Consider the following 26,175-nt stretch of genomic DNA (forward strand, 5'->3'; position numbering starts at 1 on the left):
GAGACGCTCATGGCTGTTCGATACCGCTTTACCCGGGACTACGACCATCCCGCCAATTCCTTCACCGACAAGGCGTACAAGGCCGGCACCGAGGACCTGATCCCGGAAGCGCATGCCGCGGGCGCGGACGCGGTCGGGGCCGGCACCAGGCTGCCCGACGACAAGTCGGACGAGCTCAAGGGCAAGCGGACCAGTGCCGAGCGCGGGTGACCTGCGCGAGCGGGTTCGGTTCGAGGAGCCGGCCGCGAGCGACGACGGGATGGGGAACAGCGTCCAGGGCTGGACGCTGCGCTTCACCCGCTCGGCCCTGTACCTCATGCAGGCCGGCTCCGAGGCCATGACGGCCGAGCGCCTGGCGGGCCGCCAGCCCGTGACGATCATCGTGCGCTTCGACCCATCGACCTCGGCCGTGACGCCAGCCTGGCGCCTCGTCGATCTGCGGGCCGGCACCGTCTTCGCCATCCGGGCTGCGGCCGACATGGACCGACGGCGCGCCTGGTGGACCATGGTCTGCGAAGCCGAGGTGACCTGATGGCGGCGGACGGCACCCGGCGCTTCCGGGCCCTGATGGCAGCGATCCCGGCCGCGGTGAAAAAGGGAATCGACGCTACGCTCGTGCAACAGGCGGGCGAGCTCGTCGACCTCGCCCGCCGCGCCGTGCCGGTCCGCAAGGGCGCGCTGCGGGCCTCGATCCGCGCGGAACGCACGCCCGGGCGCGAGCTGTCGATCTCGGTCAAGGCCGGCGGGGCCCAGACCACGAAGCCGGTCCGGGAGGGGCAGGCCGCGACATACGATTACGCGCTGGGCCAGGAATTCGGGAACGAGCGCGCGCCGGCGCAGCCCTTCTTCTTCCCGAGCTACCGGCTCCGGAAGCCGGCCATCCGGCGGGCGACGACCAAGGCCGTGAAGAAGGCCGTCACGGAATCCGCAAAATGAGCGACCCGGCCCTGCCGCTCCAGAAGGCGCTCGTCGCGGCGCTGAAGGGCGATGCGGACATCACGGCCGTCGTCGGCGACCGGATCTACGACACCCCGCCGATGGCGGCCGCCTATCCCTACGTGACGCTCGGCGAGGACCAGATCCTGCCCGACCGCGGCGACGGCGGCTACGAGGGGTCTGACGTTACCCTGACCCTGCATGTCTGGTCCCGCGCCACCGGCTTTCCGGAGGCCAAGCGGGTCGCGGCCGCCACCCGGGCCGCCCTCGCCGGCGGGCTCACCCTCGAGGCGGGCACGCGCCTCGTCGATCTGACCTTCGAGGAGGCGCGCTTCCTCCGCGAGCCGGACGGGGTGACCTCGCACGGCGTCCTGACCTTTACCGCCCTCACAGAACCGGCCTGACCCGGCCACCAGGAGACGACAACATGGCCCAGCCGAAGACGGCCGCCTGGTCGAAGCTGCTCGTGCAGCTCGGCGACGGCACGACCCCGACCGAGGTCTTCTCGCAGCCCTGCGCGCTCGTCGCACGGGGCCTCGGGCTCTCGGCCGAGACGGCGGATTCGACCGTCCCGGATTGCGACGATCCCAACCTGCCCTCCTGGGTCGAGCGCACCATCCGGTCCTTCTCGGGCGAGATTACCGGGTCGGGACGGCTCGCGCTCGCGGCGCATTCCATGTGGCGCACCTGGTTCCTGTCGGGCGCCTCGAAGAACGTCCGCATCAAGTTCGACGTGCCGCTCGCCGATGGGGGCGGGCATTACGTGGGCAAGTTCGTCCTCACGCGCTTCAACCTCGCCGGCAACGAATCTGACGGGAAGATCGGCGTCGAGGTCACGATGGTGACCGACGGCGCGCTCGCCTGGGTTCCGGCCTCGGCATGAGCTCGGACGGATCGATCACGCTCCTCTGGGGAGACGGCGAGCACCGGTTCCGGCTTGCCATCGGGCAGCTCCGCGAGCTGCAGACGAAGTGCAATGCCGGCCCGCTCGAGATCCTGGACCGGCTCGCGAACCGGACCTGGCGCATCGACGACGCGCGCGAGACCATCCGGCTCGGCCTCATCGGCGGCGGCATGGAGCCGATCGCGGCGCTCGAGCGGGTGCTGAACTACGTGGACGCGCGGCCTCCGATGGAGAGCCTGCAGACCGCCCAAGCCGTCCTGATCGCCGCCATCATCGGCGTGCCCGACGACCCGGTTGGCCAGGGAAAAGCCGAGGGGGAGGCGACGGCCGGCTCGTCCTCTCAGCCCTTTACGGCAGTGGCGCAGCCCTCGGCTGGACCGCCCGACAGGTCGATGAACTAAGCCTTTGGGAGATGGCGGCCGCAATCGACGGCTGGAACCGGGCGCAGGGCGGGGAGGAGCCGGCGCCGGAGATCAGCGATGCCGAGTTCGATGCGATGGTTGAGCGGCATGCCGGGTGGCTGGCGAGCTAAAGTCCGCACGCTGCTATGAACGGCGTCGTGGCCTCTTTGAAGCCATCAAGGTCAAAGGTGAGTTCCACCTCAGGGTCTTCAATTCTGACGACAAATCGCTTTGCATAGAAAAGGCTACGTATCAAGGCGGTTGACCCTTGTTCTGGTTTGAGTACAGCGGCGTTGTTTTCGCCACTGGTCGACCACCGCTGCTTGGACACCGGCGGCAGATCGTCAATCTATATGACACGGTCGATTGTCGCGGGAAGTAACCTCGCGTGAAGCCGACGTAAAGATACGGCTTCTTGTACTCGCAAACCAAACCTAGTTCCCCGCGTCCTCTGGTCTGGCTGGTCACGGGCGATCGGTCCACCTCATGAGCATCGCGCCCGATCCTAATGAATCTCGCGCCGTCGAGCTGGCTTGTTTTGTCAGAGACGACCCATTCAGCCGCGATCGTTGTTGAGGCAGCGAGAAGACATACGACGACAAGCGGGAAGGTGGATCTAAATGGCATCTGACGCAGCGGCCCTTGTTGTTCGCCTTGAGGCGAAGCTGGACCAGTTCGAGCGCCAGCTCAAGCAGGCTGGCGTCATCGCGGATGACAGCGTCTCGAAGATCGAGTCCAGCTTTGCAAGGGCCAACCCGGCAGCCAGCGGTATCGGCGTGGCGCTGGGAGCAGGGCTGGCCCTTGGAGCCGCGGCGGGCATCAAGCTCGTCGAAGGGCTGTTCGACAGGTTCAAGCGGCTTCAGGAGACGGCGGAGCTGACCGGCACGTCGCTGAGCAACGCTTTCGCGGTCGAGAAGCTGCTCGGTGAGGGCGCGCTGAAAGGTTTCGATAAGATCGGGACGCTGCTCGACCGAATGGGTCGGGGTGAGGAGAACGCCCTCAGCAAGCTCTTCGACGCGAACGGCGTTAAGAACGTGAAGGATGTGGGGGAGGCCTTCGACAAGGTCGTCGACCTCATCCAGAGAGCGCCGAATAGGTTTCAGGCGAACGAGATGGGTGCCGGCCTCGGGATCGATTCCGAGACAGTCGGCAGGATTCGTGAGGCAAGCGGCGAGTTTAGTAGGTTGCGAGCAGAAGCGGCAGCAGCCGCGCCGGATCTTCAGCGACTCGCGGACTTGTCCAAGGAATTTGACGACCTCTGGAAGCGGGCGCTCACGGCTGTCAAAGCCTACGTGGCCGAGACTGCACACGAGATGGCAGTCCCGATCGCCCAGTTTGTCGAAACGACGATGCGGGAGTTGCAGGCGTTATTGGGCTCGCTTCGCAGTGTCGGAGGGGTTGTCGACTCCCTGGCTGGCGAGAGTTCGATCACGAACTCACTCGATGGGCAGATTTCAGCGCTGGAACGTGGTCGAGCGGCACTCCGCGATTTCATCGACAAGCGAGCGCCTCTCGCCATTACGGTCAACAAGGGCCCCCCGTCCCGTCCTGCTCCCATTGGGAGGACAGGCGGCGGCGGTGGCGGAGAGAAGGACACCCTCGACGCCTTCGAACGCGAGGAGCGGCGCGCCACGGAGACGGCCGAGCGCCTGGCCGTCGAAACCCGTGCGCTGGGGCTGAACGACGAGCAGCGGACGAAGGCCATCGAGACCCTGCGCCTCGAGCAGATGCTCAAGCGCGAGGGCATCGAGATCGACGCCGCCTATGCGGCTCGGATCGACGAGACGTCGACGAAGTTGGCGAAGGCCACGGCGGCCTACGCCGAGGCCCAGCGCGGGGGGCAGCAGAACTTCGCCCTCCAGACCTTCGCCGGTCAGGAGCTGATCGACGCGCTCGACGGCGCCATCATGCGCGGGGAGAAGCTGTCCGAGGTCTTCGCCAACGTCGTCCAGTCGATCGCCCGAGCCGCCCTTCAGGCTGCCATCCTCGGGCAAGGGCCGCTGGCCGGGCTGTTCGGCACCGCCTCGAGCACCTCCGGCCAGGCTGGCGGGTTGATCGGCTCGATCGCGAGCCTGTTCGGCGGCGGCGGGTCGTCCATTCCGGCGCGTGCAGCGGGCGGGCCTGTCTCCGCCGGGCAGCCCTATCTGGTCGGGGAGCGTGGTCCCGAGCTTCTGGTGCCGCGGAACGCCGGCATGATCGTTCCGAACAACGTCCTGGCCCGGGGCGGCGGGGGCGGTGTCTCCCTCAGCCTCGGCGACACGCACATCGACGCCCGAGGCTCCACCATGGGCCAGGGCGAGTTCAACGCGATCCTGGACCAACGCGACCGTCGGCTGGCCGGCCAGCTTTCGTCGCAGATCCGTGACCTGCGCGGCCGAGGGCGCATCTGATGGCGCTGGCCTTTCCGCGCGCGATGCTCTGCGGCGTCCTCAGCAGCCAGTTCGAGATCCGCCGGTTCATGTCGACGAACCAGCTCGCCGGCGGGACGACACAGGTGCGCGAGGCGGCCGAGCCGCGCTGGATGGCCGAGTTCACCTATGCGCCGATGGGACGGGCGGCGTTTCAGCAGCTCCAGGCCTGGCTCGACACGCTCCGGGGCGGGCTCCGGTTCTTCCTCGCCCACGATGCGCTGAAGCCGTATCCGGTCGGCTACGGCAAGGCCGCGCTCCTCGCGCTGACCCGAGCGGGTGGCGGGGCCTTCGACGGCACCGCGACCCTCTCGTCCATCTCCGCCACGGGGTTCACGCTCACATCGCTGCCGGGCGGCTTCGCCCTGAAGGCGGGTGACCATATTGGGCTGGTCCAGAGCGGCCGCTTCGGGCTGTTCCGGATCGTCGAGGACGCCACGGCTTCGGGCGGCGGTGCGGTGACCCTGACGGTCGAGCCGCGCGTGCCGACGAACCTCTTCACCACCGGCGCCCTGGCGCACCTGGTCCGGCCGAGCTGCACCATGATCCTCGACCCGGCCTCGATCTCCGCCTCGCGCAGCGCCGGCTCGCGGGCGCCGATCACCTTCTCCGGCATCCAGGCGCTTGGCTGATGGCGCTCGCACTCGCCGGCCCGACCCAGACCGCTCTGGACGCCGGCCGCATCGTCGACCGGGCCATGATCCTGTTCGACCTCGGCTCCGGCCAATACGGCTTCTGGTCGGGGCTCGGACCCTTCACCTTCGAAGAGATCACCTATGTCGGCGCGGGCTCGCTCATCGCGCTCGACGGGGTTCGGCAGACGTCGGACCTCTCCGCCGTCCAGGTCAAGGCGACGCTGACCTCGATCCCGGACACGGCGCTGACGCCGGACATCCTCGCCACGATCGAGGCGGAGCAGTACCACCAGCGCCCCTGCACGATCATGACGGCCTATTTCGACCCGGACACGGCGGCGCTCCTGTCGGTCGAGGTCGAGTTCCGCGGGATGATTGATCGCATCGTCCATACGGAGGCGGTGGACCGCGCGGCCGTGCTGGAATGCCATCTCGAGAGCAGGTTTCGGGACCACACGAAGACGGGCTACCGCATGCGGTCGGACGGGGACCAGCGCCGCATCAACCCGCTGGACGACGGCCTCGCCCATGTCGCGACCGTCCATTCGGAGCAGATCCTGTTCGGCCGGGTGTCGGACGAGGCGCGGGCGCAGCAGCGAGCGGCGGACGCGCGGCGGGCCAATCGCGGGTTCTTCGCGAGGCTGTTCGGATGAATCAGCGGTCTGCCGGCCCGCGCGGGTCGTCCGGGAACGGGATCTCGCAATCGAGCTGGATGCCTTTCACGATCGACAACAGGAACATGGAATCGTCGAATGAGATGTGCAGCTCGTGACGAGGGACCTCGTCGCCATGTTGGATCACGACGGTCTTCGGGCGGCCTCGAACGTCCGACAGAAGAAAGCCGCCATGTATATGACCCACGACCTGCGTTGGCCCGGGGTGATCTGAGGCCGAAGCCACAACGCGCCCGTAGGGTTTCCTACTCGGCATCTTCTTCATCCCCATTCTCCATCGGCTGTGTCGCAACTCCCGATGGTGAAGAGGCCGGGGTCGTGCCGCAAGGCTGCCCGGCCTCGCCTGTTTCGGTCGCGTGACTTGACCCGTCGCGAGGACTGGCCCGAGCGGCTTCTCGATATCGTGGCCCGACATGATGCGCTGGCCTTCGGCTGGGGCGTCTCGGATTGCTACCTCCTGCCGATGGACGCGGTCCTCGCGATGACGGGCGCCGAGCCCTGGCCGGGCGTCCGGGGCGGCTACACGAGCGAGATCGGGGCCGGGAAGCTGCTCCGGCAGCGCGGCTTCGCCAACGTGGCGGACGCCTTCGCCAGCGCCTTCCCGGAGGTGCCGCCGGCACTCGCGGGCCGCGGTGACCTCGGAGTCGTCAAGGTGCCCGAGGGCTCCGGCTTCGCTGGCGTCGTCTGCATCGGCACGGGCTTCGTCGGCAAGCATGCCGACCGGCCCGGCAACATCCGCATCCCGCGCGCCTTTGTCCTCCGAGCCTTCAGGGTGTGATGCGCCTCCGCTTCTTGCTCCTCGCCGCGACGGCATGGGTCGCGGTGCCCGAACCCGTGCGCGCCGAGCCGATCTCGACGGCAATCGGGCTGACGGCTGCGATCAGCTCGCTCGGCGCGAGCGCGGCGCTGGCCGGCTCGATCGGCGGCACGCTCGTCGGCATCGCCGTCAGCCTCGGCCTTTCGACCTTGGCCCAGGCGCTCGCGCCGAAACCTAAGGCAGGCGAGTCGCTGACCGGGGTCGAGACCTCGATCCAGATCGGCGGCGACGTCGCCCGGCAGATCCCGGTCGGTCGGGTCCTCGCGAAGGGTCACCTCGTCCACGTCAACACCTGGGGCTATTCGAACACCTTCCTGGACCAGATCTTCGTCCTCTCCGATTGGCGGTCGAAGGAACTCGTCTCCGTCACGATCAACGGCGTCAAGGAAACGCCGATCCTGGACACCGACGGCAGCGCGCTCGGCTTCCGCTACTACCGGTTCGAGAAATATCCGAACCAGATCTTCGTCACCTTCTGGGACGGCAGCCAGACGATTGCCGATCCGGCCTATGTCCAATCCTCGAACCCGCCCGGGCGCTGGACCGAGAATTCGATCCTGAGCGGCATGACCTATGCCGCGGTGCGCTATCACTACGTCGCGGAGGCCCCTCTCTACGAGAGCGGGATACCGGACCTCTCCTTCGAGTTCGACGGCGCCGTTCTCTACGATCGCCGGCAGGATTCGACGGCCGGCGGTTCCGGATCGCAGCGATGGGACGACGTCGCGACCTGGGCCTTCAACGACAACCCGGTCGTCGCGACGGAGAACTATCTCCGCGGCTTCTACCGGGGCGGCGAGCGCATCCTCGGCATGGGCGTGCCGGCTTATGACCTGATCGGCGAGACCTTCGTCGCGGCCGCCAACATCGCCGACGAGGCGGTCACGCTGGACGCGGGCGGGACCGAGAAGCGCTACCGCTGCGCCTCGATCCTCACCGCCGACGACGGCGTGCAGCATCGGCAGGTGCTCGACACGCTGCTCTCGACCTTCGCCGGCTACCTCTACGACTACCAGGGCAGCTACTTCTGCCAGGCGGGCGCCGCGCAATCGCCCGTCCGCACCATCACCGATGCCGACCTCGTCATCGGGCAGCCTGTCTCCTTCGCGGCAAAGCGCAGCCGGGCCGAGCTCGTCAACGGCATCCACGGCCAGTTCCTCGACCCGGCCTCCGGCTACCAGCCCCAGAGCTATGGCGCCCAGATATCGGCGGCCGACGAGGAGACCGACGGCGAAGAGCTGCGGAAGACGCTCGACCTCCTCGCCGTGCCGTCGCAATTCCAGGCCGAGCGCATCGCCAAGATCCGGCGCCTGGAGGCGAGGGCGCAAGCCTCAGGGCAAATCCCGCTTGGGTTCAATCACGTCGACCTGCAGGTCGGCGACTGGATCACCTGGGCCTCGGAGCGCTACGGCACGCGCACTTGGCGCATCTCGGACCGTGACCCCGACCCCGCCACGAAGGCCGTCAGCCTCATGCTGGCAGAGACGAATGCGGCGGTCTTCTCCTGGACGGCCGTCGACCAGGCCGCGCCGCCCGTCATCCGGGCCCGCACTCAGCCGGGCAATCGTATCTCGACGGTTGCCAGCTTCGACGTCGAGCCGATCGCGATCGCGAGCGATGACGGCACGACGCAATCGCCCGGCCTCCTCTGCACCTGGACGCCCGTGGAGGATCCGGCGGTCGACACCGTCGAGGTGCAGTACCGGATTATAGGCACCACCACGACGCTGAAAGCGACCGACGCGTCGCCCGGGGACGGCCAGATCCTGATCTCCGAAGGCGTCGTCGGCGAGACGCCCTACGAGGCGCGCGCGACGATCCGGACAACCCCGCTCCGGACGACCACCTGGACGCCATGGGTTCAGGTCACGAGCAGCGAGCAATTCGTCCAGGCTCAGATCGGGCATCTCGACGAGGTGCTCGAAGGCATCCTGACCGGCAGCGGCCCGGGATCGATCGGAGAGGCGAAACAGGCGGCGGTTGACGCGTTCGATGCGGCGGCCGACGCCTTCGCCCGGGCCGACGCGCTGTTCAGCGATGTCGAACGCGCCCTGTCGTCGGATCCCGATACGCGTGGCACGGCCCAGAGCTCCGCCAAGCAGGTTCAGGCGAATGTCGACCTCATCAACGAGGCGGTCGCCTTCGTGGTCTCCGGCCTCTCGGAACTGAAAGGCCAGATCTACTCGGCCGGGCTCACGAAGAGCGGCGGCGGCTACCTGATCCGGGGCGTCGAGGAGGTCCGGACCGAGACGACGAGCCGCGTCAATTCGGTGTCAGTCGGGCTCGATGCCCTGAAGGGCACGGTCGACCTCATCGCGTCGTCGATCGTGTCCGGAACCGTGAACGGCGCGCTGCTCCTTCAGCAGGTCACGACGGTCCAGCAGAGCCTCGACGCGCTTCAGGGCTCGATCTCGTCCAAGGCGGCCCAGGCGACGGTTGACGATCTTGGGGTGCTCGTCACGGCGGCTCAGCAGGCGATCACGGCCTTCGGCTCGATCGTGCAGTCGACCTCGGCCGGCCGGCTCGCGTCCGACCTCGAGCTGACCAACACTGCCGTCGCCGACCTGACCGGGCTCGTCAGCGCCTTCACGGGCCGGGTTGGCCAGATCGTTGCCACCACACAGCAGGTTACGACGTCCAGGCTCGAGGAGAACCGGCAGGCGATCTCGGAGGCGTCCAAGACGCTTTTCGCGGTGAGAGACCAGAGCGCGGCTCAATATACGGAGCTGCAGCAAGCGATCGCGAGCGGTGACACGGCCGAGGTCACGGCCAGAACGGCGCTCGCAGCCCAGGTCGGGACTAACCTCGCCCGCCTCGTCACCGAGGAAACGACGCGGGCCAATGCAGACTCTGCGCAATCGACGTCGGTGTCTGGCCTGACGGCAACTGTCGGCGCCAACCTTGCCCGGCTGGTGACGGAGGAGACCACTCGGGCGAGCGCCGACGCTGCGCTCTCAACTTACGCTACGGGTGTGGCCGCCCAGGTCGGGACCAACCTCGCGCGCCTCGTCACGGAGGAGACCACGAGGGCGAGCGAGACCTCGGCCCTGTCGACCTCGCTTTCCGGTCTGTCAGCAACGGTCGGGACCAACCTCGCGCGCCTCGTCACGGAGGAGACCACGAGGGCGACGGCCATCAGCGGATTAGCATCCCGAACGCAAGCGCTCGAGACATCCCTCAACGATCCCGCGACGGGTCTCGCGAACACTTATGCCGGCCTGATCGCTTTTCAGCAGGCACAGGTGGCCTCGAACTTCGCACTGTCCTCAAGCGCGGCATCGAACGCAGCGTCGATTGGCGGCCTTCAGGCCTACGCCGACGCGATCAACTCGGCCCGGATCGCGAGCGAGATCGCTCAGGCGGCCGACATCACGGCGGTCAACGTCAAGTCGAATTACGGCTCGGCCTCGGGCCAGATCGGGCTGTTCGCGGAGAGCGGCCCGGCCGGCACCTATGCCGCCTACCGCATGAGGCTGGTCGCGAACGGGCAACCGACGGGCATCACCGTTCTGGCGATGAACGACGGGACAAGCCGGATACTGCTCGACGCGACGAAGGTCCTGTTCGGGGACGGTTCCGGGGGCGTTCCGGGATTCATCTACGACTCAGCCACGGGCACTCTCTCTGTCGCGAACCTCATCGTCACGACGTCACTGATAGCGCCAGGCGCCATCAACACGCTGCTTGAAGGCTATTTCGGTGCGCCGGTCGGAAATTACCCGTCAAACGCAGGAATTTGGTATGACATCGTTGTCATGGCTGTTGCTGGCGCGCCAGGAGCTTATGCATTTGCGATTGCCACCATCAATGCAACGATCACGGGTTCGGGTGGGTCAAGCACGATCGAAATGCGATTGGTTAGCGACGCCTCCGGTGAAATCATCCGCACGCAGCAATTTACGACGGCATCTGTGTTTTCTTTTGATGTAAACTGCACTGTTCCGACATTTTACCGTTTACAGATCAAAAACACGACCGTCGTACCGCCCGGTAGAACAATATCTATTACCCCTCCGACGCGCCTTCAGGTCGAGCTACGACGCCGATGACTGTCCGATATCTCGATCCGGCTCACAGATACGTGGAGATGGTGACGGAGGCCGGCCGCTACCGTTTCCCTACCGACATTCGCGTAGAGTATTGGGCAATAATCGTAGCGAAGGTTGAAGCAGGCGAACTCGTAATCGAACCCTACGCGCCTCCTTCGAATGTAACGGAGTAGGCCGAGCCGATTTCCTAGCGGCACGACCTGATGCCAGGCTTCGGTGCCCACCCATCCCGGCCGGCCTCTGAAGCGCGAGCGAAGACGAAATCACTCAAGGGGGACCATAATGCCCATCGAAACCACCCGCACCGTCACGGCGACGTCGCCGCATTCACCGAAGGAGTTGCTGGCGATCCTCCAGGCCGAGGTGAAAACCCGCCTGCAAGCCGCGGCCTTCAAGTCGGGCGACGTCGCCCGAGTCACGGATGGCGATCTCGAACGGACGGCCATGTTGCTCAGCCCGATCGGGGTCGTGCTGGCTTATCACCCCGAGGACAAGGTCACGACGTTGCTCGTCCACAATGCCGACGGGATGGAGCTGCCGCTCCGCCTCATGCCGGCGCAAATCGAGAGGGCGTCGTGATGTCGGACGCTCCGATCCCGCTCGCGCTCGATCCCGTCCTCGTCCAGGCCCAGCTCGACGAGGTCGTCCGGCAGCGCGACGTGGCGCAGGCGCGGCTTGTCGAGGGTGCCGTCATCTTCGCCCGCGTCAGCCGAGAGCGCGACGTCATGCAGAAGGTGGCCGAGCGGCTCGATGCGGACAACGTCACGCTCCGGGCGCGCCTGAAGGATCTCGGCGAGGATCCGCCCGAGACGCCGGCTCTGCCTGCCCCCGTCAAGCCACTGGCGCCCGCCGGCGCTGCCGAGACCGTCACGGCGCACTGACCCGCCCCGTTGCTCTTGCCTGCCTCCCGGCCCGCCTCTGGCGGGCTTTTTCACGCCCGGAACTGACCCATGTCGATCTACTACCCGGCGCCCAGCGTCAGCATCACGATCGCGGCGAACTCGTCGGCCGGCAGCGTGGCCGGCGACGTCAGCGCGTGGACCGTTCAGTCGGACATGACGATCTCGATCGGCAGCCGGAATGCCGTGATCGGGCCCAAGGTCCGCATCCTGAACTGGACGCCGACGGGAAGCACGGGCGCGACCTTCACGCTGGCGGAGCCCTACAGCACGACGACGAGCTATAGCGCGGCTGCCTTCGTGCTCGACACGCAGGGCTTCACCGGCTCCGCCACGTCGCTCGCATTGGCTGGCCTCACCCGAGTCATCAGTTACCTCACGAGGCTCCTCGGCGCCGACACGAACGCGGACAGCGAGTCGAAAACCGTCACGCTCGATCGCGCCAATAACGGGGTCACGACCTATGGCCGGCAGGTCTGGTCGATCGCCGGGCAGGCCTGGTTCCAGGCGATAAACAAGACGGTCGGTTCCGCACAGCGCTGGCTTCTCCAAGCCTCGACCGACGGGGCGTCCTTCGTCGATGCTCTCGTCGTGAGCCAGGACGGCACGGTCGACTTCCGTTCTGGATCCACCGACGTCGCGTCCGCTGCAACCTGCGACATCGGCGCGGCGCCCACCCGTCGCGTGAACATCACTGGAACGACCACGATCACCTCCTTCGGCTCGGGCGGGAACAAGGAACGGCGGATTGTCTTCGCCGGCGCGCTCACCCTCACCCATAACGCGACCTCGCTGAGGCTGCCCGCCAACGGCGCAAACATCGTGACCGCAGCCGGCGACACGGCCGAGGCTGTCTCGGACGCCTCGGGCAACTGGAGGGTTCTCCGGTACAGCAGAGCGAACGGGAAGCCCGTCGCTGCCAACAGCGCGAGCGATGTCGGGCTCGGGGCGACGGTGACGCCGACCTTCGGAGGGATGGTCCTCAACAGCGCCGGTCCGTTCCTCACGTATCAGGCAGCTACGGCTCCAGCCACGCTCGGCACCACCGTCTCGATCGGTGGCGTGAACCGCTGGTTTCAGTTCTTCTCGGACGGAACAAACGAGAGCGGCGGCAACGTCGGCAGCAATTATGCCCTCCTCAGGTACGGCGACACGGGCACGTTCCTGAGCGCGGCGATCAGCATCACCCGATCGAACGGCAACACGACGTTCGGGGGGACGGTCTTCACGCCGACCGGCACGGTAACGACCTCCGATGCGCGCTTGAAGACGGAGGTGCAGCCCTTCGATGCCGCCCGCATTGCGGCCGCCCGCGACCTTGCCGCGGCGATCGGCTCATTCAAATTCCTCGCCTCGATCGCCGAGAAGGGCGAAGCTGTCGCGCGTACTCACACCGGCCTGACCGTGCAGCGCGCGATCGACATCCTGGAAGGGCACGGCCTCGACCCCTTCGCCGAGGCCTTCATCTGCTACGACGCGTGGGAGGCGAGCCCCGCCATCCCGCCGATCGAGGCGCGTCCGGCCGTGATCGACGAGGACGGCACCGTGCTCGATCTCGGCGAGGAAGGGCGAGCCGGCGTCCCGGAGCGTCCGGCCGGCAACGAGTACCGGTTCCGAACCGACCAGCTCGCCCTCTTCATCGCCCGCGGCCAGGAGGCCCGGCTCGCCGCGCTCGAGGCGCATTGCGGCGTCTAACCCGGCCGTCCCACTTCGAGTTCCGATATCGTGCTGCCGTGCTCTTCGCGCATACGATCATGCCAAAGGCGCGAGGTGTCGTCCGAAATGCGCCGCATCTCGCCAGGCTTCGGGTCTTTCACCTTGATCTCCTCCCCGGAGATGCATTTGACCATCCATGACATGACCGCTGCTGGATCATTTACCAAATCCTCATACCAGATTTGCTTTGATTCGATATTGCACGAGAAGAATGTATCGGCCATTCTCTTTTCATTTTCGATGAGTATGCGCACGCAGTTAAGTATAGCCTCGGCGCTGTACGGCAAACTATCAAAGCGTTCTCGCGCGTTAAGATCCGTTTGGAACGAATGGTAATACCCCGTAAAGTCACTACGGTATGACGAGATAGCTTGCTTGAGGATATTTCGCCTTCGTAGACTGAAAAAACATTTTATGGATCTGACCGCGTCTGCGCGAGATTGTAGCAATCCCGACATCATTTCCAAGTTCCACATTGCCATTTCAATGCCAATTAATCGCCGTGGCGACCTGTAATCCTCGACAACTGAACGCACAAACGTGTTAATGTCCGTTATGTTGAGCATGCGAGCCGACTTGCATCCGAGAACCTGCTTCTCCGAGTTCAGAAATCCATAGTTGAGCCACTCTTGTGGTGTCCCCAGTTCGCCGCTTTCCCGCGCCATCTCTGTCAACCAAGAGCTTCCTGAGCGAGGAGTCATCAAGATTACGTAGATGAAATTTTCTCGTGAAATTTCATCTATGGTGGACTTTAGAAGTAGAGAGTTGAAGGGAACGCCAAACTGAGTTGGTTTTTGCCATTTGTCATGCAGCTGCCTGGCTAATAGAGATGTCGCGCTACGCTGACGTCCACAGCGGTACCGGTGTGAACGAGCCGAACTCAGGGTCGTCTCTGGGCGTCCGTCAGGCTCTGACCCCGGCGACCGGGCGGTCGCCGGGGCTGACAGACCATAGCACGAGGCGAGCCGGGCGAGAGTTCTCTCGGGTCTCCCGCCCGGCTCTGACCCCGCTTCCGGACCACCGACGGCGGGGCTGAACGTCCCTCGCAAGATCACATCCACCCTGCAACGCTCGGCCTCCCGCTGATTAGATGTCGAGCATGCCCTCGACGAAGTTGTCAGGGATCTCGCCGAATTTACCGACGACGGTTGCCGTCGGGTGGCGGCCCTCGTCGTCCGTGACGATCCGGAGTGCGACGGCCCCTACATGTTTCGCGGCTAGCGCCTGGGCCATGTGACATGCGCTGACCATCGTCGCTGCAGCGACGCGTTTGCCGGAAGCTAGGCGGGCACCGGACCGCTCGAAGACTCGAACCGCGTACGTCGTCCTTATCGGCATTCAGAGCCTCCGATCTTCAACCGCCATCGGACCCATCCCGGCATTCCGTTCGGTAGCTGGGCCGGCCTCGCCCGTCACATCACGATCCCTCGTTCTTACCGCCCCGCTTCGTCGGGGCTTTTTTTCATGCCCGGAGATCACCGATGATCCGACCCTCCCTGGAGGCGGCGCTTCTGCTCGCGCTCGTCGCCTGCCTCGCGAGCCGGCACCCGCTTCCGCCCGCTCGCCCCTGACCTGGCGCTTCTACGTCCGCACCCCTGACGGCTGGCGCGACCTGCCCGACCTCCTCGACGGCGACCTCGCGGCGGCCCTGACCCGCTGCGCCGAACTCGAACATCAGCATGGCGCTGAGGTGTGCGCCGACCACCGGAGACCGACCATGAAGGTATCGGAGATCGGCCTTGCGGCCATCCAGTCCCGCGAGGGCGTTCGTCTCACGGCGTATCGTGACAGCGTCGGCGTCTGGACGATCGGCTGGGGCCACACGAAGGGCGTCAAGCAGGGCCAAAAGATCACGCGAGAGCAGGCCGAGGCCTTTCTCCGCGAGGATATCGACACGCACGCGGCGCCGGCCTTCGCGGCCGTGAAGGTGCCGATCAGCCAGAACGAGGCCGACGCGCTAGCCTCCATCGTCTTCAACATCGGCGTGGGTGGATTCAAGCGCTCCGGCTTCCTCCGCGCCCTGAACGAGGGCCGGCCCCGGGCCAAGGTCGCGCGGCTGATCATGCAATGGACGAAGCCGCCCGAGGTCACCTCCCGGCGGGAGGCTGAGCGCGACCAGTTCCTGACCATGTATAGCGTGCGGCTGCCGAAAGCGCGGTCCAACGACCGGAGTTCGGTCAAGGTGGTCGGTGCCGTTTCGCCCAAGCCGAAGACCATCTCCCACGTCCCGATCGCGACCGACAAGCCGGTTGTCGAGACGGTCGAGCCCGTCATCGAGGCCCTGCCGTTGTGGAAGCGCCTTATCGGCGTGAAGCCGCAGAGCGTCGTCCTGGTCGGGACGAACAAGGGCGACATCGTCCTGTTCCGAGCGCAGAACCGGCTCCTCGCGGCAGGCTATACGGAGGTCGGCGATCCGGACGGGCTGTGGGGGGCGAGCACGAAGACCGCGGTCACGCTCGCTCTGGCCGAGCAGTTCCCGGCCATCAAGCCACCCGATGATTGGCCGCTGTCCGACGACATTCTCGCGTCCATGGTCAAGCTGCAGCGCCGCAAGGTGGCGGAGGCTCGGGCGACCAAGACCGTCTCCGAGCTGCGCGCCGAGGGCAACACGCCGGTCAAGGCCCCGGCTGCCCTTGTCGGCGGTGGTATCCTGTCAGGGCTCTTCTCAATCCTCGGCGGCGTTGATCAGACAGGCGTGCTCGACGGCATCAAGGGCACGGCCGACAAGGCATCGGAAACGCTCAGCACGATCCAGACGATCCTCACGACAGGCATCGGGCTCGTCCAATGGGTCTTCCACCATTGGTGGATTCTCGGGCTGCTCGCCGGCATCTGGGCGGCCATGAAGGGCTTGAAGTATGCCCTGCAGATCCGAGCCCTCTATAGGCAGGGCACGATCCGGCAGGCGGGGCTCTAAGCCCATGACCCGAGAGGACGAGGAAGAGATCGCGGCCATCGTCGCGGCCGTGAGGCAGATACCTCACCTCGGAGGTGACGAGAGCATCGCGAAGCGGGTCGGCGAACGTGTGGCCGGCGCGACCCCGCTGCCGGCGCACGTGCGCGAGTGGCTGGCCGGCAAGAGCAAGCCCGAGCTCGAAGCCTTGGACAAGATGCTGCGGGACTACAGCGCCGCTCAGACGATCGGAAAGTTCGGAAAATGGCTCGGGCTGACGATCGCGGGCGTGTTCCTCGGATCGTGGGGTCTCGCGAAGGCCGGGATCGAGATCTTCGCCTGGCTGAAGGGAGGCGGTCGGTGATCATGCGCGCGCTCACCATGACCGTGGTCGTTCCCGGCTTCCTCATCGCGGCTCTGCTGGCCGGCCTCTTCGGCACCTTCCTGGCTGACCGTGACCCGCCGATCTCCATCATCTCGGCCGAGGTGCTGACGCCGATGGTCCGGCCGGGCGACCCCTTCACGATGCGGTTCAAGGTCGTCCGGCATCGCTCGTGCGCGATCCACGCCGACCGCGTTTTGCGGGACAGCGCCGGCGGGCGCGAGATCCTGGAGGATTTCGACCTGAAGACCGATCCCGGCCCCATCGGAAACGACAGCTTCCTGGTCCACGTCACGGTACCGGCCGCGTTCAAGCCCGGGCCGGCCCACTACATCACGGCCGCAGAATTCGCCTGCAACGTCGTTCACAAGCTCTGGCCGATCCGAGCTCCGGTCCGGGAATTCACGTTCGAGATCGTCGGGAGGTAATCGACGCCGAGGGCGCGATTGGCGCGCTGCTGGCCTTCGGGTTGATGGTGGCGATGGGACGGTCCTAGTTCCGCTCGCGCATCCGTTCGTGCCTCTCGCGGCTACCAGCCTCATGCTGGATCCTATACGACCCGAATCGAAACCGCTTCCCCGCCTCACACGCATCCTCCTCGACGTCATCATGCCCATCGCGGCGGTTCTCGTCATGATCGGGGCGCTCTGGGCCGGCGCGAGGCTTTGGGGCTGGTGATGCCTATCCGCAGACCAGCAGCTGCCGGCGTCGCTTCCTGATCTCGGCCAAGCGGGCCCGCTCGGCCGCGCTGAGGCGCCCGCGATCCGCCTCGAGCTGCAGGATGGCCGATTCCTCCCGGGCCAGGGCGTTGCGCGTCGCGAAGGCGGCGCCGCAATCGAGAGGGGGCCCGGCTAGCCCGGAGAGGAGCAGGGCCATTACTAGCCCGACCGGGGCGCTCATTGTCGGACGACCATGGTCAGGCCCCGCTTGCGATCGTGCCTTACGGCGCCGGAGATCACGCGATCGTGCCCGACACTGTCATCGGGTGAGCAGGCCAGTGCAGCACGTGCGACACTGCGAAATCTCCGCTCGCGTTCCAGCCGGACCAAAGCCAAGCCTGCGGTAGACCGTCCGACATTCGAATACCTACCAGCCGCGCGCTCAGGGGAATACAGGGGTGAGAGCGTTCGGACACGCCGAGAGAGAGCGGAAGGCGGGGTGGGCGCGCTTACGCGCGATTAGAGAACCTCGCCTCTCAGAGTTTGTAGCAGGCGAGCCAGCCAAACCGGAACAAGGCGTCCAAGCGCCCTTGCTCAGTTGCCTAGGCCTCGATAAAAAGAGGCAACAAGGTCAAACCCATCATATGTCGTCGTCCGATCCGCGCCCACAAGAGGCACCGACCGACAGCTGCCAAAGGTACTCCCCCCAAGTCTGGATGACGCTGGGAGAACATTTTGATCGCGCGTTCTACCTCGAAGAATATTCAGACGTTGCTCAGACGGGCATGGACCCGTTGGAGCACTACATCCTGGCCGGATGGCAGGAAGGCCGCTTTCCGAAGCCGGATTTCGACAGCGCGTATTACTTAGAAGCCAACCCAGATGTCGTTCAAGGCGAGGTCAACCCTTTCTACCATTATCTAACGGTGGGGCAAAAGGAGGGTAGGCGCTCGTTGAGGCCGGAGCCGCCTCTGGCCGGCATGCGGGAGCCGACGCTCGCGGAGAGCATCCAGACGTTTTTTCCGGAAGTTTGGGAGGCATTAGCTGGGCAAGTTGACTGCGAGCATTATAAGCGTGAGTACCCGGACGTAGCCGAGGCGGGCATGGACCCGTTGGCACACTATATCGCAGCAGGGTGGCGCGAGGGTCGTAACCCCACGAAGGATTTTGACAGCGCTTACTACTTGGAGTCGAATCCTGACGTTCAAGAATGTGGGATGAACCCTTTCTACCATTACATCATAGTTGGGCGAAGCGAGGGTAGGCCCTCGCTAGCTGCCGAGGCAGTTCCCGCGAGCTCTCCGGCTCAGCCGATACATGACAGCGCCGCTGACGTGCCTGACGTTGTGGCGGAGCATTTCGACCGGGAACTCTACCTAACAGAAAACCCGGACGTCGCTGAAGCAGGTATGGATCCGCTTCAGCATTATGTCGTTACAGGCTGGCGCGAAGGCAGACACCCCATTTCCGGATTCGACCCATTTTATTACTTAGAGGCGTATCCTGACGTCCTCGTGGCCGGGATGGAGCCATTTCATCACTACCTTCTTGCTGGCCGTTCAGAGGGGAGACTTGCCACCCGCCCTTACGGGACAGTGCGCGCCCTGATCGCGGATGCACACAGAAGGCACAAGGGGCCCGCATTACCTACCTTGCGGGCGCCCAAAGGCGTGCTAGGGGCAGAGGCTCTAATCCGAATACTGAATCTGCTCATACCGAGGCACCGGGACCAAATCGTCATCTCGGTCAGTCACGACGAGTATATTCGAGTAAGCGGGGGCGTGCAGAATGTAGTCGGCCACGAGCAGGTCTCACTCAACAAGGTCGGAATTTCCTACCTTCATCTCTCCCCAGCGGAGCCCTCGCTGAGACTGGCACGCGAGATTGAGGATCCGAGTAGGGCCATTGTCACAGTAATTGTAGACGGTGAGCGTGTTGGCCGTGCTAGCGGGGCTGACCTGCTCGCGTACCTCCAGCAACGAGAGAACGGCCAAGCCACCCTAACGTTGACAATTCACTCAATGCTGGGACACGCCCCATCGTTCTTGCAGCAGCTTGCTACCCACATCAAACCTGAACGTTCGTTCGTGTGGATCCACGATTTCTCGACACTCTGTTCCAGCTACGCCCTTTTACGGAATGACATTGAGTTCTGCTGGGCTCCGGCGGTCGGATCAACCGCTTGCCAGATCTGCGCGTACGGCAGAGAGCGCCCCGAGCATGTGAAAGCCGTTGCAGACATATTCACGTCGCTATCTCCAACCGTGCTGGCGCCGTCGGATACCGCTCGAAAGTTCTGGGTGTCAGTCAGCCCATATCTTTATCGCCAGGCGCAGGTACGTCCACTAGGCAAGCCGGAGCGGGTCGGCGTGCGCGCAGCTCTCCCGATCAGCGACCGAAAGTTGCGAATTGCGCACATTGGCGCACCAATCTACCTGAAGGGATGGGAGGTCTTCAGTTCGCTCGTCACGGAACGCGCTGACGACGCAAGGTACGAGTTCTTCCTCTTTTCACAAGAGGCACCGCGCCGGTTGGGCGATGTGAAGCATGTGACGGTTTCTGTTACACCAGACGACGCAGAAGCGATGGTCAACGCTCTTTTGGACGCGGATATAGACGTCGTGGTTAACTGGTCGCTCTGTTACGAGACGTTCTCCTACACCGCCCACGAAGGCATCCTGGCCGGAGCATACGTCATCGCCCGAGAAAACAGCGGGAATATCGCAGCTGTTGTGAAGGGCCGAAGGGCTGGAGTGGTTCTTCAGGACGAGCATAAACTGTTCACCCTGTTTTCCTCCGGAAGCGTGGTCGCAGCCGTTGAAGAATTCCGGAAAGCAGCCGTCGTCACGGGGCGGCTGGAGCCGAGCCCGACCCTGCCCGGCTTTGATCGCGCAAGTTAGTTCGGAGTACGCAACAGGTGGAGATACATTGTTATACGAGCATCTCATTCGCGTACCTCCAGCGGGCCAGAGTTCTTGCTGAGACAGTGAAGAAATTTCATCCAGACTGGGTGTTGTGGGTGTGTCTCTCCGACGAACATCCACCGGGCTTTCAGTTCGACATTGTCGACGAGCTGTTTGACCATGTTTTATGGGCGAGAGATTTGGCGCCTACGGCCACAAACGCCTGGATCTTCAAGCACAATGTTATTGAGTTATGCACGGCTGTCAAAGGTCTCTGCCTCAACGCGATATTGAGTGCTGGGGCTGAAGCTGTGATCTATATCGACCCGGACATCGCCCTCTTTGGGCCACTTGGCAGTGTTGTAGAGGCCCTGACGACCAATTCGGTTGTCCTCACTCCTCATCTCGTCGATGCTGAAGTGACAAAGTCAGCAATTTGGGAAAACGAGCGCAGTGCCTTGATGCATGGTGTGTACAACCTCGGTTTCCTAGCAGTGAGGAATAGCAGAGAGGGTCGGCGGTTCGGCAGCTGGTGGCAAGATCGTTTGATCGAGTTTTGTTACGAGGCGGCCGAGCAGGGGGTCTACACGGACCAGCGCTGGTGCGACCTGGTCCCGGCGTTCTTCGAGGAGGTTTTCGTACTACGCGATCCCGGCTATAACGTCGCCAGCTGGAATCTCAGCCGGCGTTTTCTGACGACCAACAAAAGCGGCGACATCCTGGTGAATGGTTCGCCTCTGCGATTTTACCACTTCACGAAGGTCGAGGGTCCTGGGGCAGCAATGATAGAGCGGTACGGGCTCGGTAGCCCCATCGTGTTCGAGCTGCTCGAATGGTACCGATCGGCGATCGGCAGATGCCAGCCTGCGGGGATCCCGCCCAAATGGTGGGCATACGGCCAGTACTCCGACGGGACTGCCATCAATTATCAGGATCGGGTCCTGTACCGGTCCGAGCCCGGCATGAGAGAGCGGTTTCCGGAGCCGTTTGAGGCCGACACCTATCTTGCCTGGCTGCGCTCCGAAGGTCAGCGGGCGGTGTAGCGGTTAGACCGGTCTTCGTAGGTTGAGAGGAAGACATTTTGAGCGCCCCTGATCTAAGCGAGGCGGCTGAGACATTACTCGCCGCGGCACAGGCCTTATTGGACACCGCCGCCGCGCTGAAAACGCCCGCTCTCTGCGCGGCGGTCAGCGAAATTAGCACGTCCAATCGGTCGATCGAAGGCGGTGTGCTTACGCCTCTGATCAGCCTATCGTCCCGTCTCCTAAATGCAGATCTCAACGCGAAAGCTCTGGGCGTCGGGACGGATCACGCGCAAGAGGTTGTGCCGTTGTTCTTTCCGCTTGGCCTCAGGTCGCCCGACGGGTCGGCGATACTGGGTCGAGAAGGCTACCTTTTCCTGATCGGGGGATCGAACGACGTTCTGTCCCAATACGATCAATCGGCCGAGGTGGAAGGACCCTGTCGCGCCTGGATGTCTATTCTCGCCGCGCGGATTTCCCGAGCCTCAGTATTGGGCATGCAATTTGTGCAGACGGTCATTCCGGAAAAGATCACAATCATCAGTGATTTATTCCCGACCGAGATCGCTACACCCACCCCTCTACTATCGCTCCTCGAAGCCGAGATCGCTCAGACGGCGATGAGCCGGAACTACGTTTCCTGTCTCCGCGCCTTCGGATCGGCCGAGCAGCCGAAAGCTCTGGTCCGACGCGCCGACTCGCACCTTTCGCCCCTCGGAACATTCACGGTATTTCGCGAACTCGTCCTTAGGCTCACCGGGAAGCATGTGGGACCGTTCGAGTTTTCCCGCGTGGCAAACCGGTTGGGGGATCTCAGCCTCCGGATGATGGGCTCCTTCAACGTAGACCAGTTCCTGGAGGTCGACCCGCGCGATCTTCCTGATTTCGTCGGGAACGCTGCACGGGTGTCGGAGAACTCTGCAGGTCCAGGCCGGGTAACCGGAACCATGCAGGTTTGGGAAAATCCCCATGCGCCGTTTGGCCAGACAGTAGTCGCTTTCGGAAACTCTTATTTCAGCGTCGCAGAGAATGGACAGCCCGCTCTCTCGTGGTGGTTCTCGCGCTGGTTCAAAAAATTCGTCTTCGTCTGGACGAACGAAGTGGATTTCGATTTCGCGGAGCATTGGAAGGCCGACGTCGTCATATGGCAGGGCAACGAGCGGTTCCTCCGGATCCTGCCAGGGGCGTGACGCAATCGTCCGTGACCCGGTTGGAACCGGTCGGGTGCCATCGAGGAATTTGACCGTGAATATACAGGATTACTTCGTCGTCCCAATCGTCGATCTCGGCCAGAAAGAAGCCAGATACGCAGGTATCTACGTCCCGGAGCCGGAACTGGATGTGCAAAAAACTGGGATTACCGATCAGTTTCTGGAGAATGCCGAGGTGTACCATGCCCGATACAGCGCGTCGGATCACTGGCTTGGCATGTTCAACCGCATATTCACGTCGGTTCAAAAGCCCGGTGGCGAAAGGCTGCGCATTCTGGACATCGGGACCGGTTCCGGGCTGAACACGATTGTTCCGTGCCTCAAGCTCTTCCCGGACTGCTCAATTGTTGGAACGGACTTGTCCCCGCAACTCCTGGCAATCTTGCGATCCTATGTCACCGCTGAGTCGCTCGATGACCAAGTCTACTGCGTCTGCACCGATGCGATGCGCAACTTCTTCAAACCGGGATCATTCGACGTCGTGGTTGGCGGATCGATCTTGCATCACTTGGTCGACCCCGTTGCCGCCCTCGCGGCTGCCAAACGGGCCCTGAAGCCCGGCGGGATCGCCGTCTTCATCGAGCCGTTCGAAGGTTACAGCGTGATCCGGGCTGCGTTCACCCTGATCCTCGCCAGGGCCGAGCTTGAGGGGAGCGTCAGCGAGAGCGCTAAGGCCTTCATGGTCGCCATGTGCCGAGACATCGAGGTTCGGGCTGGCAGCGACAAGAGCTCGCCCATGTTCCAGTATATGGATGATAAGTGGCTGTTCACGCGGACGTATCTGCAGAGAGCCTCGCGCGAAGCTGGGTTCGACTCGATCGACGTGGTACCGATGTTCGACCCCGACAGGCAATATCGGCGCGGCGCGACGGGGCTCCTTGCCATGGGGGGTATCGACGCGGAGCGTGATTTGCCGGCCTGGGCCCTCGACTGCTTCGATCTTTTCGATCGCTCCTTCTCGAGCGATCTCAAGGCCGAGGCGACCCTCGAGAGCGGTATCGTTCTGCGACGGTCATTCTGACGAATTCGCAATCTAGAACGAAAGGTTCGTACCTTTCGAACCGGCGGTTCGGAAGAGCTCTTGCCTACGGGCGAGCGTGGCGGCCGAGCGCTAGCGCCCTGGCCGACGGTATCCAGTATGGCGCGCAGGCGATGTCGACCTCGTGTTCCTGCCGCGCCGTGTCCGACGGAAGAAGTCGGTCGACTGCGCCCTCGAGCGCAACGTTTCGTGGGTTCTGGTTGCGCGAGACGATCTCCTTGAACCGCTCTCGGGATGTCTCATTGAGCGATGCCGACGGGTCAATGAACATGGCCAGCCGCAGAAGCGAATGAACGTCGATGAGTTCGTCGATCGATATATCGAAATACGACAGGGATCCCGATCGAAACTGGCCGACATAGAACGCCTGCCTTCGTTCGATTTCCCGCGCATACCAGTAGCAGAGTTGGTAATCGGAATATCGCTCCCAATCCGGCAACGGTAGAACATGGGGGTCACTCGGGCCGAGCAGCACGAGCTTACCGGCCTCCGTCCGCTCCGGTATCCCGTTCATCTTGAATAGGCTTTCCGCGACCGCCCGTGGGTCTCGTCTCAATATGATGAATCGGGGCTCGAGCCCGCAGGCGAAGAAGGCTTCGATGAAGCCTTTGCAGTAGACATGCGAAGTCTCAATGTAGGTTCTCGCCCCGGACTTCGCGATTTCCGGAAGTTTTTCGGAGATGAGCCACTCTCGCGCGTACGCCGGGTCGGCAATGGCGGGCCGCAAGGCCAGATTCGCCCGCGGCGCCGGCTCGTGTTCGGCGTGCAGCCCGAAAACGTCACGAAGCAGGACGGCCAGAAGCTTGGTTCCGCTTCTGCCCGAGGTGACGGTCAGGACTATGTCTTTGGACGCTAGGCGCGCGCCGTCGTCGCCCTGAACAGGGCTGCGGCTAGAGTCACGTATTGGCTGCGAAAACATCGAATGATGGCCCGATCTTGGTCAAGACGACAAGTCAGGGAGGATTACGCTTTTCCTCGGTAGCTGGGGCGACTTCATCGTGCAACACATGGTTTTAAGTTAAAGTCCGTCTATTAGAGCGCTCATATCCAAGTTTTCTTCGGATCAGACTAATGCCTTTGCGCCAGCTGACTGCTGAGACGGGCGACTTCATCGGCTCGCTCGTATGCCAGTGTTTGCGCTTGGCCCAGGGCAGCATCCGTCTGCCTGAGCTGTTCACTGAGAGCGGCCATCTCGGCGGCTTGTGAGTAGGCGAGGGATTGTGCTTCAGCGAGGGCCTGTTCAGTCCGTCTGAGTTGGTCAGTGATGCCAGACAATTCGTCGGTCTGAGAGAATGCAATAGATTGCGCTTCGTTGAGCGCTCGATCCGTTCGCGTGAGTTGGTCCGTTAGCCGAGAGATTTCGTCATAGCGGGAGTAGGCCAAAGCCTGTGCCTCGGCTAGTGCCGCGTTGGCCTGTTCGAGCGGATTGCTCCCTCTCTGACTGCCCTCGGCGTCGCCTCGGTCGTCACCCGTCCGCAAATAGCTCTGGTACCCTTCGCCGGACAGTTCGTGACCTAGCAGCGCGACGAGGTGGGTGGCGTCCGCGCCAATCCACTCGTCCTTGCCCCATCGGGGAGTTAGCCACATTGCTTCCCGCAACCCCTCGGAACTCTGGATACGCCGGAGAACGCATTGGTGAGAGGCCAGAGCGTCATTTAGCGTTGGCGTCCTGTGGGGGGCTGCAAGCAGTCCGGCCTCGAACGCAAACGGGATGATAGGATCCTGTTTAGCATTAAAATTCTCGGGATTGTGGGATGGAAACGCAAAGTAGTAGACATCAACGCCGGACGAAATAAGTAGATCGGCTACTAACAGCGATGCCGTTGTGTCATTGCATTCGACCCAAAAGCTGGTTTGTCCACCGGACAGCAAGGCCGTAGACGCTTCTAGTACTTCGAGTTCCATACCTTCGACGTCGAGCTTGATTAGGTCGAATGGGCCGAATTCCTGGTCCAAATCTGCCAGGGTCAGTCTGCGTTCTGCCGGCAGGAAGGTGATATCTCCGTCGCTCGCTTCCGAAAATGAGGCAGATCCCAGGTTACCCAGTTGAGCTCGCCCGATCCGTGTTGCTTTATGCTGACCTGTGACGATTGCTTCTATTACGTGGCCACACGGAGAAAGGTTCGAGTCGATGTTTTCCTTCAGGTATGCAGCCGCCTGAGGATTCGCCTCTACGAAGTGGACGGATTTCAGCCTGCCAAGAGTACTAAGACCCAAGCCGAACGTTCCCACATAGGCGCCGACATCAAGCACCTTGGCATCGTCGGGTAGGGTCGAGCCTACGAAAGCGACCTCGTCCCACGCCCACTCCCCGCATTCTCGGAGAAAGCGACCGATGAGATCTCCGCTGGCCTCAGGAGCCAGCATGGGCCCATATCGAGTGACAATCTTGGTCAAAGGGGACCTTCTGAAGACTCAGCAGTACTAGATGCCAATCGACAGGCTTGTTCCGTCAACGAGCCGCAGCACACGCTCTTGTCGTGAGCGACAAGAACTTCTTCAAATCGGCCGTCGGGCCGATGTGCAGCTACCCGCCCCAGCCGTCGTCATCATCGGCTGCCGGCATGCCGGGGGCGATCAGCGCCGCTACAAAAGCTGAAACAGCCGCACCGAACGAGGTGGCCCAA

The 26,175-nt window shown here is 63.6% G+C and carries 28 protein-coding genes; 22 read left to right on the forward strand and 6 right to left on the reverse strand.

Annotated elements, in window-relative coordinates; translation table 11 throughout:
- Nucleotides 1-9 precede the first annotated feature (9 nt).
- From ACFE87_RS06865 to ACFE87_RS06905, 9 genes are all read left to right on the forward strand, one after another.
- Nucleotides 10-210 carry a hypothetical protein gene (locus tag ACFE87_RS06865; protein WP_375458883.1) on the forward strand — a complete coding sequence of 67 codons (201 nt, stop codon included), beginning with the start codon at nucleotides 10-12 and terminating at the stop codon, nucleotides 208-210.
- The gene (locus ACFE87_RS06870; protein ID WP_375458884.1) at nucleotides 194-532 is read left to right on the forward strand and encodes a head-tail adaptor protein; all 339 of its coding nucleotides are present in this window, start codon (nucleotides 194-196) and stop codon (nucleotides 530-532) included. Before ACFE87_RS06865 ends, ACFE87_RS06870 begins: the two co-directional genes overlap by 17 nt.
- Entirely contained in the window at nucleotides 532-936 is a 405-nt protein-coding gene (locus ACFE87_RS06875) for an HK97 gp10 family phage protein (protein WP_375458885.1), read from the forward strand. Before ACFE87_RS06870 ends, ACFE87_RS06875 begins: the two co-directional genes overlap by 1 nt.
- On the forward strand, nucleotides 933-1,340 hold the full coding sequence (locus ACFE87_RS06880) for a DUF3168 domain-containing protein (protein ID WP_375458886.1): 408 nt from the start codon (nucleotides 933-935) through the stop codon (nucleotides 1,338-1,340). The genes ACFE87_RS06875 and ACFE87_RS06880 overlap by 4 nt, the downstream gene beginning before the upstream one ends.
- 23 nt (nucleotides 1,341-1,363) lie before the next feature.
- Complete coding sequence (locus ACFE87_RS06885) at nucleotides 1,364-1,819, forward strand: phage tail tube protein (protein ID WP_375458887.1); 456 nt, start codon at nucleotides 1,364-1,366, stop codon at nucleotides 1,817-1,819.
- Nucleotides 1,816-2,241, forward strand: coding sequence for a gene transfer agent family protein (locus ACFE87_RS06890; protein WP_375458888.1), 426 nt, complete (start codon nucleotides 1,816-1,818; stop codon nucleotides 2,239-2,241). The genes ACFE87_RS06885 and ACFE87_RS06890 overlap by 4 nt, the downstream gene beginning before the upstream one ends.
- Before the next feature lie 620 nt (nucleotides 2,242-2,861).
- Nucleotides 2,862-4,631 (forward strand): hypothetical protein, encoded by a 1,770-nt coding sequence (locus tag ACFE87_RS06895; protein WP_375458889.1) that lies wholly within the window; start codon nucleotides 2,862-2,864, stop codon nucleotides 4,629-4,631.
- Complete coding sequence (locus ACFE87_RS06900; RefSeq protein WP_375458890.1) at nucleotides 4,631-5,281, forward strand: hypothetical protein; 651 nt, start codon at nucleotides 4,631-4,633, stop codon at nucleotides 5,279-5,281. The genes ACFE87_RS06895 and ACFE87_RS06900 overlap by 1 nt, the downstream gene beginning before the upstream one ends.
- Nucleotides 5,281-5,937 (forward strand): DUF2163 domain-containing protein, encoded by a 657-nt coding sequence (locus ACFE87_RS06905; RefSeq protein ID WP_375458891.1) that lies wholly within the window; start codon nucleotides 5,281-5,283, stop codon nucleotides 5,935-5,937. Before ACFE87_RS06900 ends, ACFE87_RS06905 begins: the two co-directional genes overlap by 1 nt.
- A 1-nt stretch (nucleotide 5,938) precedes the next feature.
- Here the strand turns inward: ACFE87_RS06905 and ACFE87_RS06910 are convergent, their stop codons facing one another.
- Nucleotides 5,939-6,085 carry a hypothetical protein gene (locus ACFE87_RS06910; protein WP_375458892.1) on the reverse strand — a complete coding sequence of 49 codons (147 nt, stop codon included), beginning with the start codon at nucleotides 6,083-6,085 and terminating at the stop codon, nucleotides 5,939-5,941.
- Between the two features lie 234 nt (nucleotides 6,086-6,319).
- Between ACFE87_RS06910 and ACFE87_RS06915 the strand changes: the two genes are divergently transcribed.
- The 5 genes from ACFE87_RS06915 to ACFE87_RS06935 all read left to right on the forward strand — a co-directional run bounded on the left by ACFE87_RS06915 (nucleotide 6,320) and on the right by ACFE87_RS06935 (nucleotide 13,418).
- Entirely contained in the window at nucleotides 6,320-6,736 is a 417-nt protein-coding gene (locus ACFE87_RS06915) for a DUF6950 family protein (RefSeq protein WP_375458893.1), read from the forward strand.
- Nucleotides 6,736-10,824, forward strand: a complete 4,089-nt coding sequence (locus ACFE87_RS06920; RefSeq protein WP_375458894.1) for a hypothetical protein — start codon at nucleotides 6,736-6,738, stop codon at nucleotides 10,822-10,824. The genes ACFE87_RS06915 and ACFE87_RS06920 overlap by 1 nt, the downstream gene beginning before the upstream one ends.
- A 282-nt stretch (nucleotides 10,825-11,106) precedes the next feature.
- On the forward strand, nucleotides 11,107-11,403 hold the full coding sequence (locus ACFE87_RS06925) for a hypothetical protein (RefSeq protein WP_375458895.1): 297 nt from the start codon (nucleotides 11,107-11,109) through the stop codon (nucleotides 11,401-11,403).
- Nucleotides 11,403-11,705 (forward strand): hypothetical protein, encoded by a 303-nt coding sequence (locus ACFE87_RS06930; protein ID WP_375458896.1) that lies wholly within the window; start codon nucleotides 11,403-11,405, stop codon nucleotides 11,703-11,705. The genes ACFE87_RS06925 and ACFE87_RS06930 overlap by 1 nt, the downstream gene beginning before the upstream one ends.
- Before the next feature lie 69 nt (nucleotides 11,706-11,774).
- A complete protein-coding gene (locus ACFE87_RS06935; protein WP_375458897.1) occupies nucleotides 11,775-13,418 on the forward strand; it encodes a tail fiber domain-containing protein in 1,644 nt (547 codons plus the stop codon).
- On the opposite strand, the gene ACFE87_RS06940 is transcribed toward ACFE87_RS06935, so the two are convergent.
- Entirely contained in the window at nucleotides 13,415-14,140 is a 726-nt protein-coding gene (locus ACFE87_RS06940; RefSeq protein ID WP_375458898.1) for a Stf0 family sulfotransferase, read from the reverse strand. The two genes, ACFE87_RS06935 and ACFE87_RS06940, sit on opposite strands and share 4 nt — an antisense overlap.
- 385 nt (nucleotides 14,141-14,525) lie before the next feature.
- Nucleotides 14,526-14,672 (reverse strand): hypothetical protein, encoded by a 147-nt coding sequence (locus ACFE87_RS06945; RefSeq protein ID WP_375458899.1) that lies wholly within the window; start codon nucleotides 14,670-14,672, stop codon nucleotides 14,526-14,528.
- Between the two features lie 484 nt (nucleotides 14,673-15,156).
- On the opposite strand from ACFE87_RS06945, the gene ACFE87_RS06950 reads away from it, so the two are divergent.
- The 4 genes from ACFE87_RS06950 (at nucleotide 15,157) to ACFE87_RS06965 (ending at nucleotide 17,392) form a co-directional block, all read left to right on the forward strand.
- Nucleotides 15,157-16,356, forward strand: a complete 1,200-nt coding sequence (locus ACFE87_RS06950) for a lysozyme (RefSeq protein WP_375458900.1) — start codon at nucleotides 15,157-15,159, stop codon at nucleotides 16,354-16,356.
- Between the two features lie 4 nt (nucleotides 16,357-16,360).
- Nucleotides 16,361-16,696, forward strand: coding sequence for a hypothetical protein (locus ACFE87_RS06955; protein ID WP_375458901.1), 336 nt, complete (start codon nucleotides 16,361-16,363; stop codon nucleotides 16,694-16,696).
- The gene (locus tag ACFE87_RS06960) at nucleotides 16,693-17,142 is read left to right on the forward strand and encodes a hypothetical protein (RefSeq protein WP_375458902.1); all 450 of its coding nucleotides are present in this window, start codon (nucleotides 16,693-16,695) and stop codon (nucleotides 17,140-17,142) included. The genes ACFE87_RS06955 and ACFE87_RS06960 overlap by 4 nt, the downstream gene beginning before the upstream one ends.
- A 112-nt stretch (nucleotides 17,143-17,254) precedes the next feature.
- Entirely contained in the window at nucleotides 17,255-17,392 is a 138-nt protein-coding gene (locus tag ACFE87_RS06965) for a hypothetical protein (RefSeq protein ID WP_375458903.1), read from the forward strand.
- A 3-nt stretch (nucleotides 17,393-17,395) separates the two neighbouring features.
- On the opposite strand, the gene ACFE87_RS06970 is transcribed toward ACFE87_RS06965, so the two are convergent.
- Entirely contained in the window at nucleotides 17,396-17,614 is a 219-nt protein-coding gene (locus ACFE87_RS06970; protein ID WP_375458904.1) for a hypothetical protein, read from the reverse strand.
- A gap of 475 nt (nucleotides 17,615-18,089) precedes the next feature.
- On the opposite strand from ACFE87_RS06970, the gene ACFE87_RS06975 reads away from it, so the two are divergent.
- From ACFE87_RS06975 to ACFE87_RS06990, 4 genes are all read left to right on the forward strand, one after another.
- Nucleotides 18,090-20,273, forward strand: a complete 2,184-nt coding sequence (locus ACFE87_RS06975; RefSeq protein ID WP_375458905.1) for a hypothetical protein — start codon at nucleotides 18,090-18,092, stop codon at nucleotides 20,271-20,273.
- A gap of 86 nt (nucleotides 20,274-20,359) precedes the next feature.
- Nucleotides 20,360-21,319 (forward strand): hypothetical protein, encoded by a 960-nt coding sequence (locus tag ACFE87_RS06980; RefSeq protein ID WP_375458906.1) that lies wholly within the window; start codon nucleotides 20,360-20,362, stop codon nucleotides 21,317-21,319.
- A 38-nt stretch (nucleotides 21,320-21,357) separates the two neighbouring features.
- Nucleotides 21,358-22,488 carry a hypothetical protein gene (locus ACFE87_RS06985; protein WP_375458907.1) on the forward strand — a complete coding sequence of 377 codons (1,131 nt, stop codon included), beginning with the start codon at nucleotides 21,358-21,360 and terminating at the stop codon, nucleotides 22,486-22,488.
- A 55-nt stretch (nucleotides 22,489-22,543) separates the two neighbouring features.
- Nucleotides 22,544-23,530 carry a class I SAM-dependent methyltransferase gene (locus ACFE87_RS06990; RefSeq protein WP_375458908.1) on the forward strand — a complete coding sequence of 329 codons (987 nt, stop codon included), beginning with the start codon at nucleotides 22,544-22,546 and terminating at the stop codon, nucleotides 23,528-23,530.
- A 64-nt stretch (nucleotides 23,531-23,594) separates the two neighbouring features.
- Here the strand turns inward: ACFE87_RS06990 and ACFE87_RS06995 are convergent, their stop codons facing one another.
- Together ACFE87_RS06995 and ACFE87_RS07000 are read right to left on the reverse strand one after the other, a co-directional pair.
- Entirely contained in the window at nucleotides 23,595-24,467 is an 873-nt protein-coding gene (locus tag ACFE87_RS06995) for a hypothetical protein (protein WP_375458909.1), read from the reverse strand.
- A 149-nt stretch (nucleotides 24,468-24,616) separates the two neighbouring features.
- Nucleotides 24,617-25,915: an FkbM family methyltransferase gene (locus ACFE87_RS07000; RefSeq protein ID WP_375458910.1), complete on the reverse strand. Its 1,299-nt coding sequence runs from the start codon at nucleotides 25,913-25,915 to the stop codon at nucleotides 24,617-24,619.
- Nucleotides 25,916-26,175 lie beyond the last annotated feature (260 nt).

The organism is uncultured Enterovirga sp. (genome assembly GCF_964242715.1).
GTDB lineage: Bacteria > Pseudomonadota > Alphaproteobacteria > Rhizobiales > Beijerinckiaceae > Enterovirga.

What these genes read in the sequence shown, in the direction of transcription:
- ACFE87_RS06935 (WP_375458897.1), top strand. Translation starts at nt 11,775, where the DNA reads ATGTCGATCTACTACCCGGCGCCCAGCGTCAGCATCACGATCGCGGCG.
- ACFE87_RS06945 (WP_375458899.1), bottom strand. Translation starts at nt 14,672, where the DNA reads ATGGCCCAGGCGCTAGCCGCGAAACATGTAGGGGCCGTCGCACTCCGG.
- ACFE87_RS06865 (WP_375458883.1), top strand. Translation starts at nt 10, where the DNA reads ATGGCTGTTCGATACCGCTTTACCCGGGACTACGACCATCCCGCCAAT.
- ACFE87_RS06970 (WP_375458904.1), bottom strand. Translation starts at nt 17,614, where the DNA reads ATGAGCGCCCCGGTCGGGCTAGTAATGGCCCTGCTCCTCTCCGGGCTA.
- ACFE87_RS06905 (WP_375458891.1), top strand. Translation starts at nt 5,281, where the DNA reads ATGGCGCTCGCACTCGCCGGCCCGACCCAGACCGCTCTGGACGCCGGC.
- ACFE87_RS06900 (WP_375458890.1), top strand. Translation starts at nt 4,631, where the DNA reads ATGGCGCTGGCCTTTCCGCGCGCGATGCTCTGCGGCGTCCTCAGCAGC.
- ACFE87_RS06925 (WP_375458895.1), top strand. Translation starts at nt 11,107, where the DNA reads ATGCCCATCGAAACCACCCGCACCGTCACGGCGACGTCGCCGCATTCA.
- ACFE87_RS06940 (WP_375458898.1), bottom strand. Translation starts at nt 14,140, where the DNA reads ATGACTCCTCGCTCAGGAAGCTCTTGGTTGACAGAGATGGCGCGGGAA.
- ACFE87_RS06885 (WP_375458887.1), top strand. Translation starts at nt 1,364, where the DNA reads ATGGCCCAGCCGAAGACGGCCGCCTGGTCGAAGCTGCTCGTGCAGCTC.
- ACFE87_RS06930 (WP_375458896.1), top strand. Translation starts at nt 11,403, where the DNA reads ATGTCGGACGCTCCGATCCCGCTCGCGCTCGATCCCGTCCTCGTCCAG.
- ACFE87_RS06955 (WP_375458901.1), top strand. Translation starts at nt 16,361, where the DNA reads ATGACCCGAGAGGACGAGGAAGAGATCGCGGCCATCGTCGCGGCCGTG.
- ACFE87_RS07000 (WP_375458910.1), bottom strand. Translation starts at nt 25,915, where the DNA reads ATGCTGGCTCCTGAGGCCAGCGGAGATCTCATCGGTCGCTTTCTCCGA.
- ACFE87_RS06880 (WP_375458886.1), top strand. Translation starts at nt 933, where the DNA reads ATGAGCGACCCGGCCCTGCCGCTCCAGAAGGCGCTCGTCGCGGCGCTG.
- ACFE87_RS06920 (WP_375458894.1), top strand. Translation starts at nt 6,736, where the DNA reads ATGCGCCTCCGCTTCTTGCTCCTCGCCGCGACGGCATGGGTCGCGGTG.
- ACFE87_RS06895 (WP_375458889.1), top strand. Translation starts at nt 2,862, where the DNA reads ATGGCATCTGACGCAGCGGCCCTTGTTGTTCGCCTTGAGGCGAAGCTG.
- ACFE87_RS06975 (WP_375458905.1), top strand. Translation starts at nt 18,090, where the DNA reads ATGACGCTGGGAGAACATTTTGATCGCGCGTTCTACCTCGAAGAATAT.
- ACFE87_RS06965 (WP_375458903.1), top strand. Translation starts at nt 17,255, where the DNA reads ATGCTGGATCCTATACGACCCGAATCGAAACCGCTTCCCCGCCTCACA.
- ACFE87_RS06995 (WP_375458909.1), bottom strand. Translation starts at nt 24,467, where the DNA reads ATGTTTTCGCAGCCAATACGTGACTCTAGCCGCAGCCCTGTTCAGGGC.
- ACFE87_RS06950 (WP_375458900.1), top strand. Translation starts at nt 15,157, where the DNA reads ATGAAGGTATCGGAGATCGGCCTTGCGGCCATCCAGTCCCGCGAGGGC.
- ACFE87_RS06890 (WP_375458888.1), top strand. Translation starts at nt 1,816, where the DNA reads ATGAGCTCGGACGGATCGATCACGCTCCTCTGGGGAGACGGCGAGCAC.
- ACFE87_RS06875 (WP_375458885.1), top strand. Translation starts at nt 532, where the DNA reads ATGGCGGCGGACGGCACCCGGCGCTTCCGGGCCCTGATGGCAGCGATC.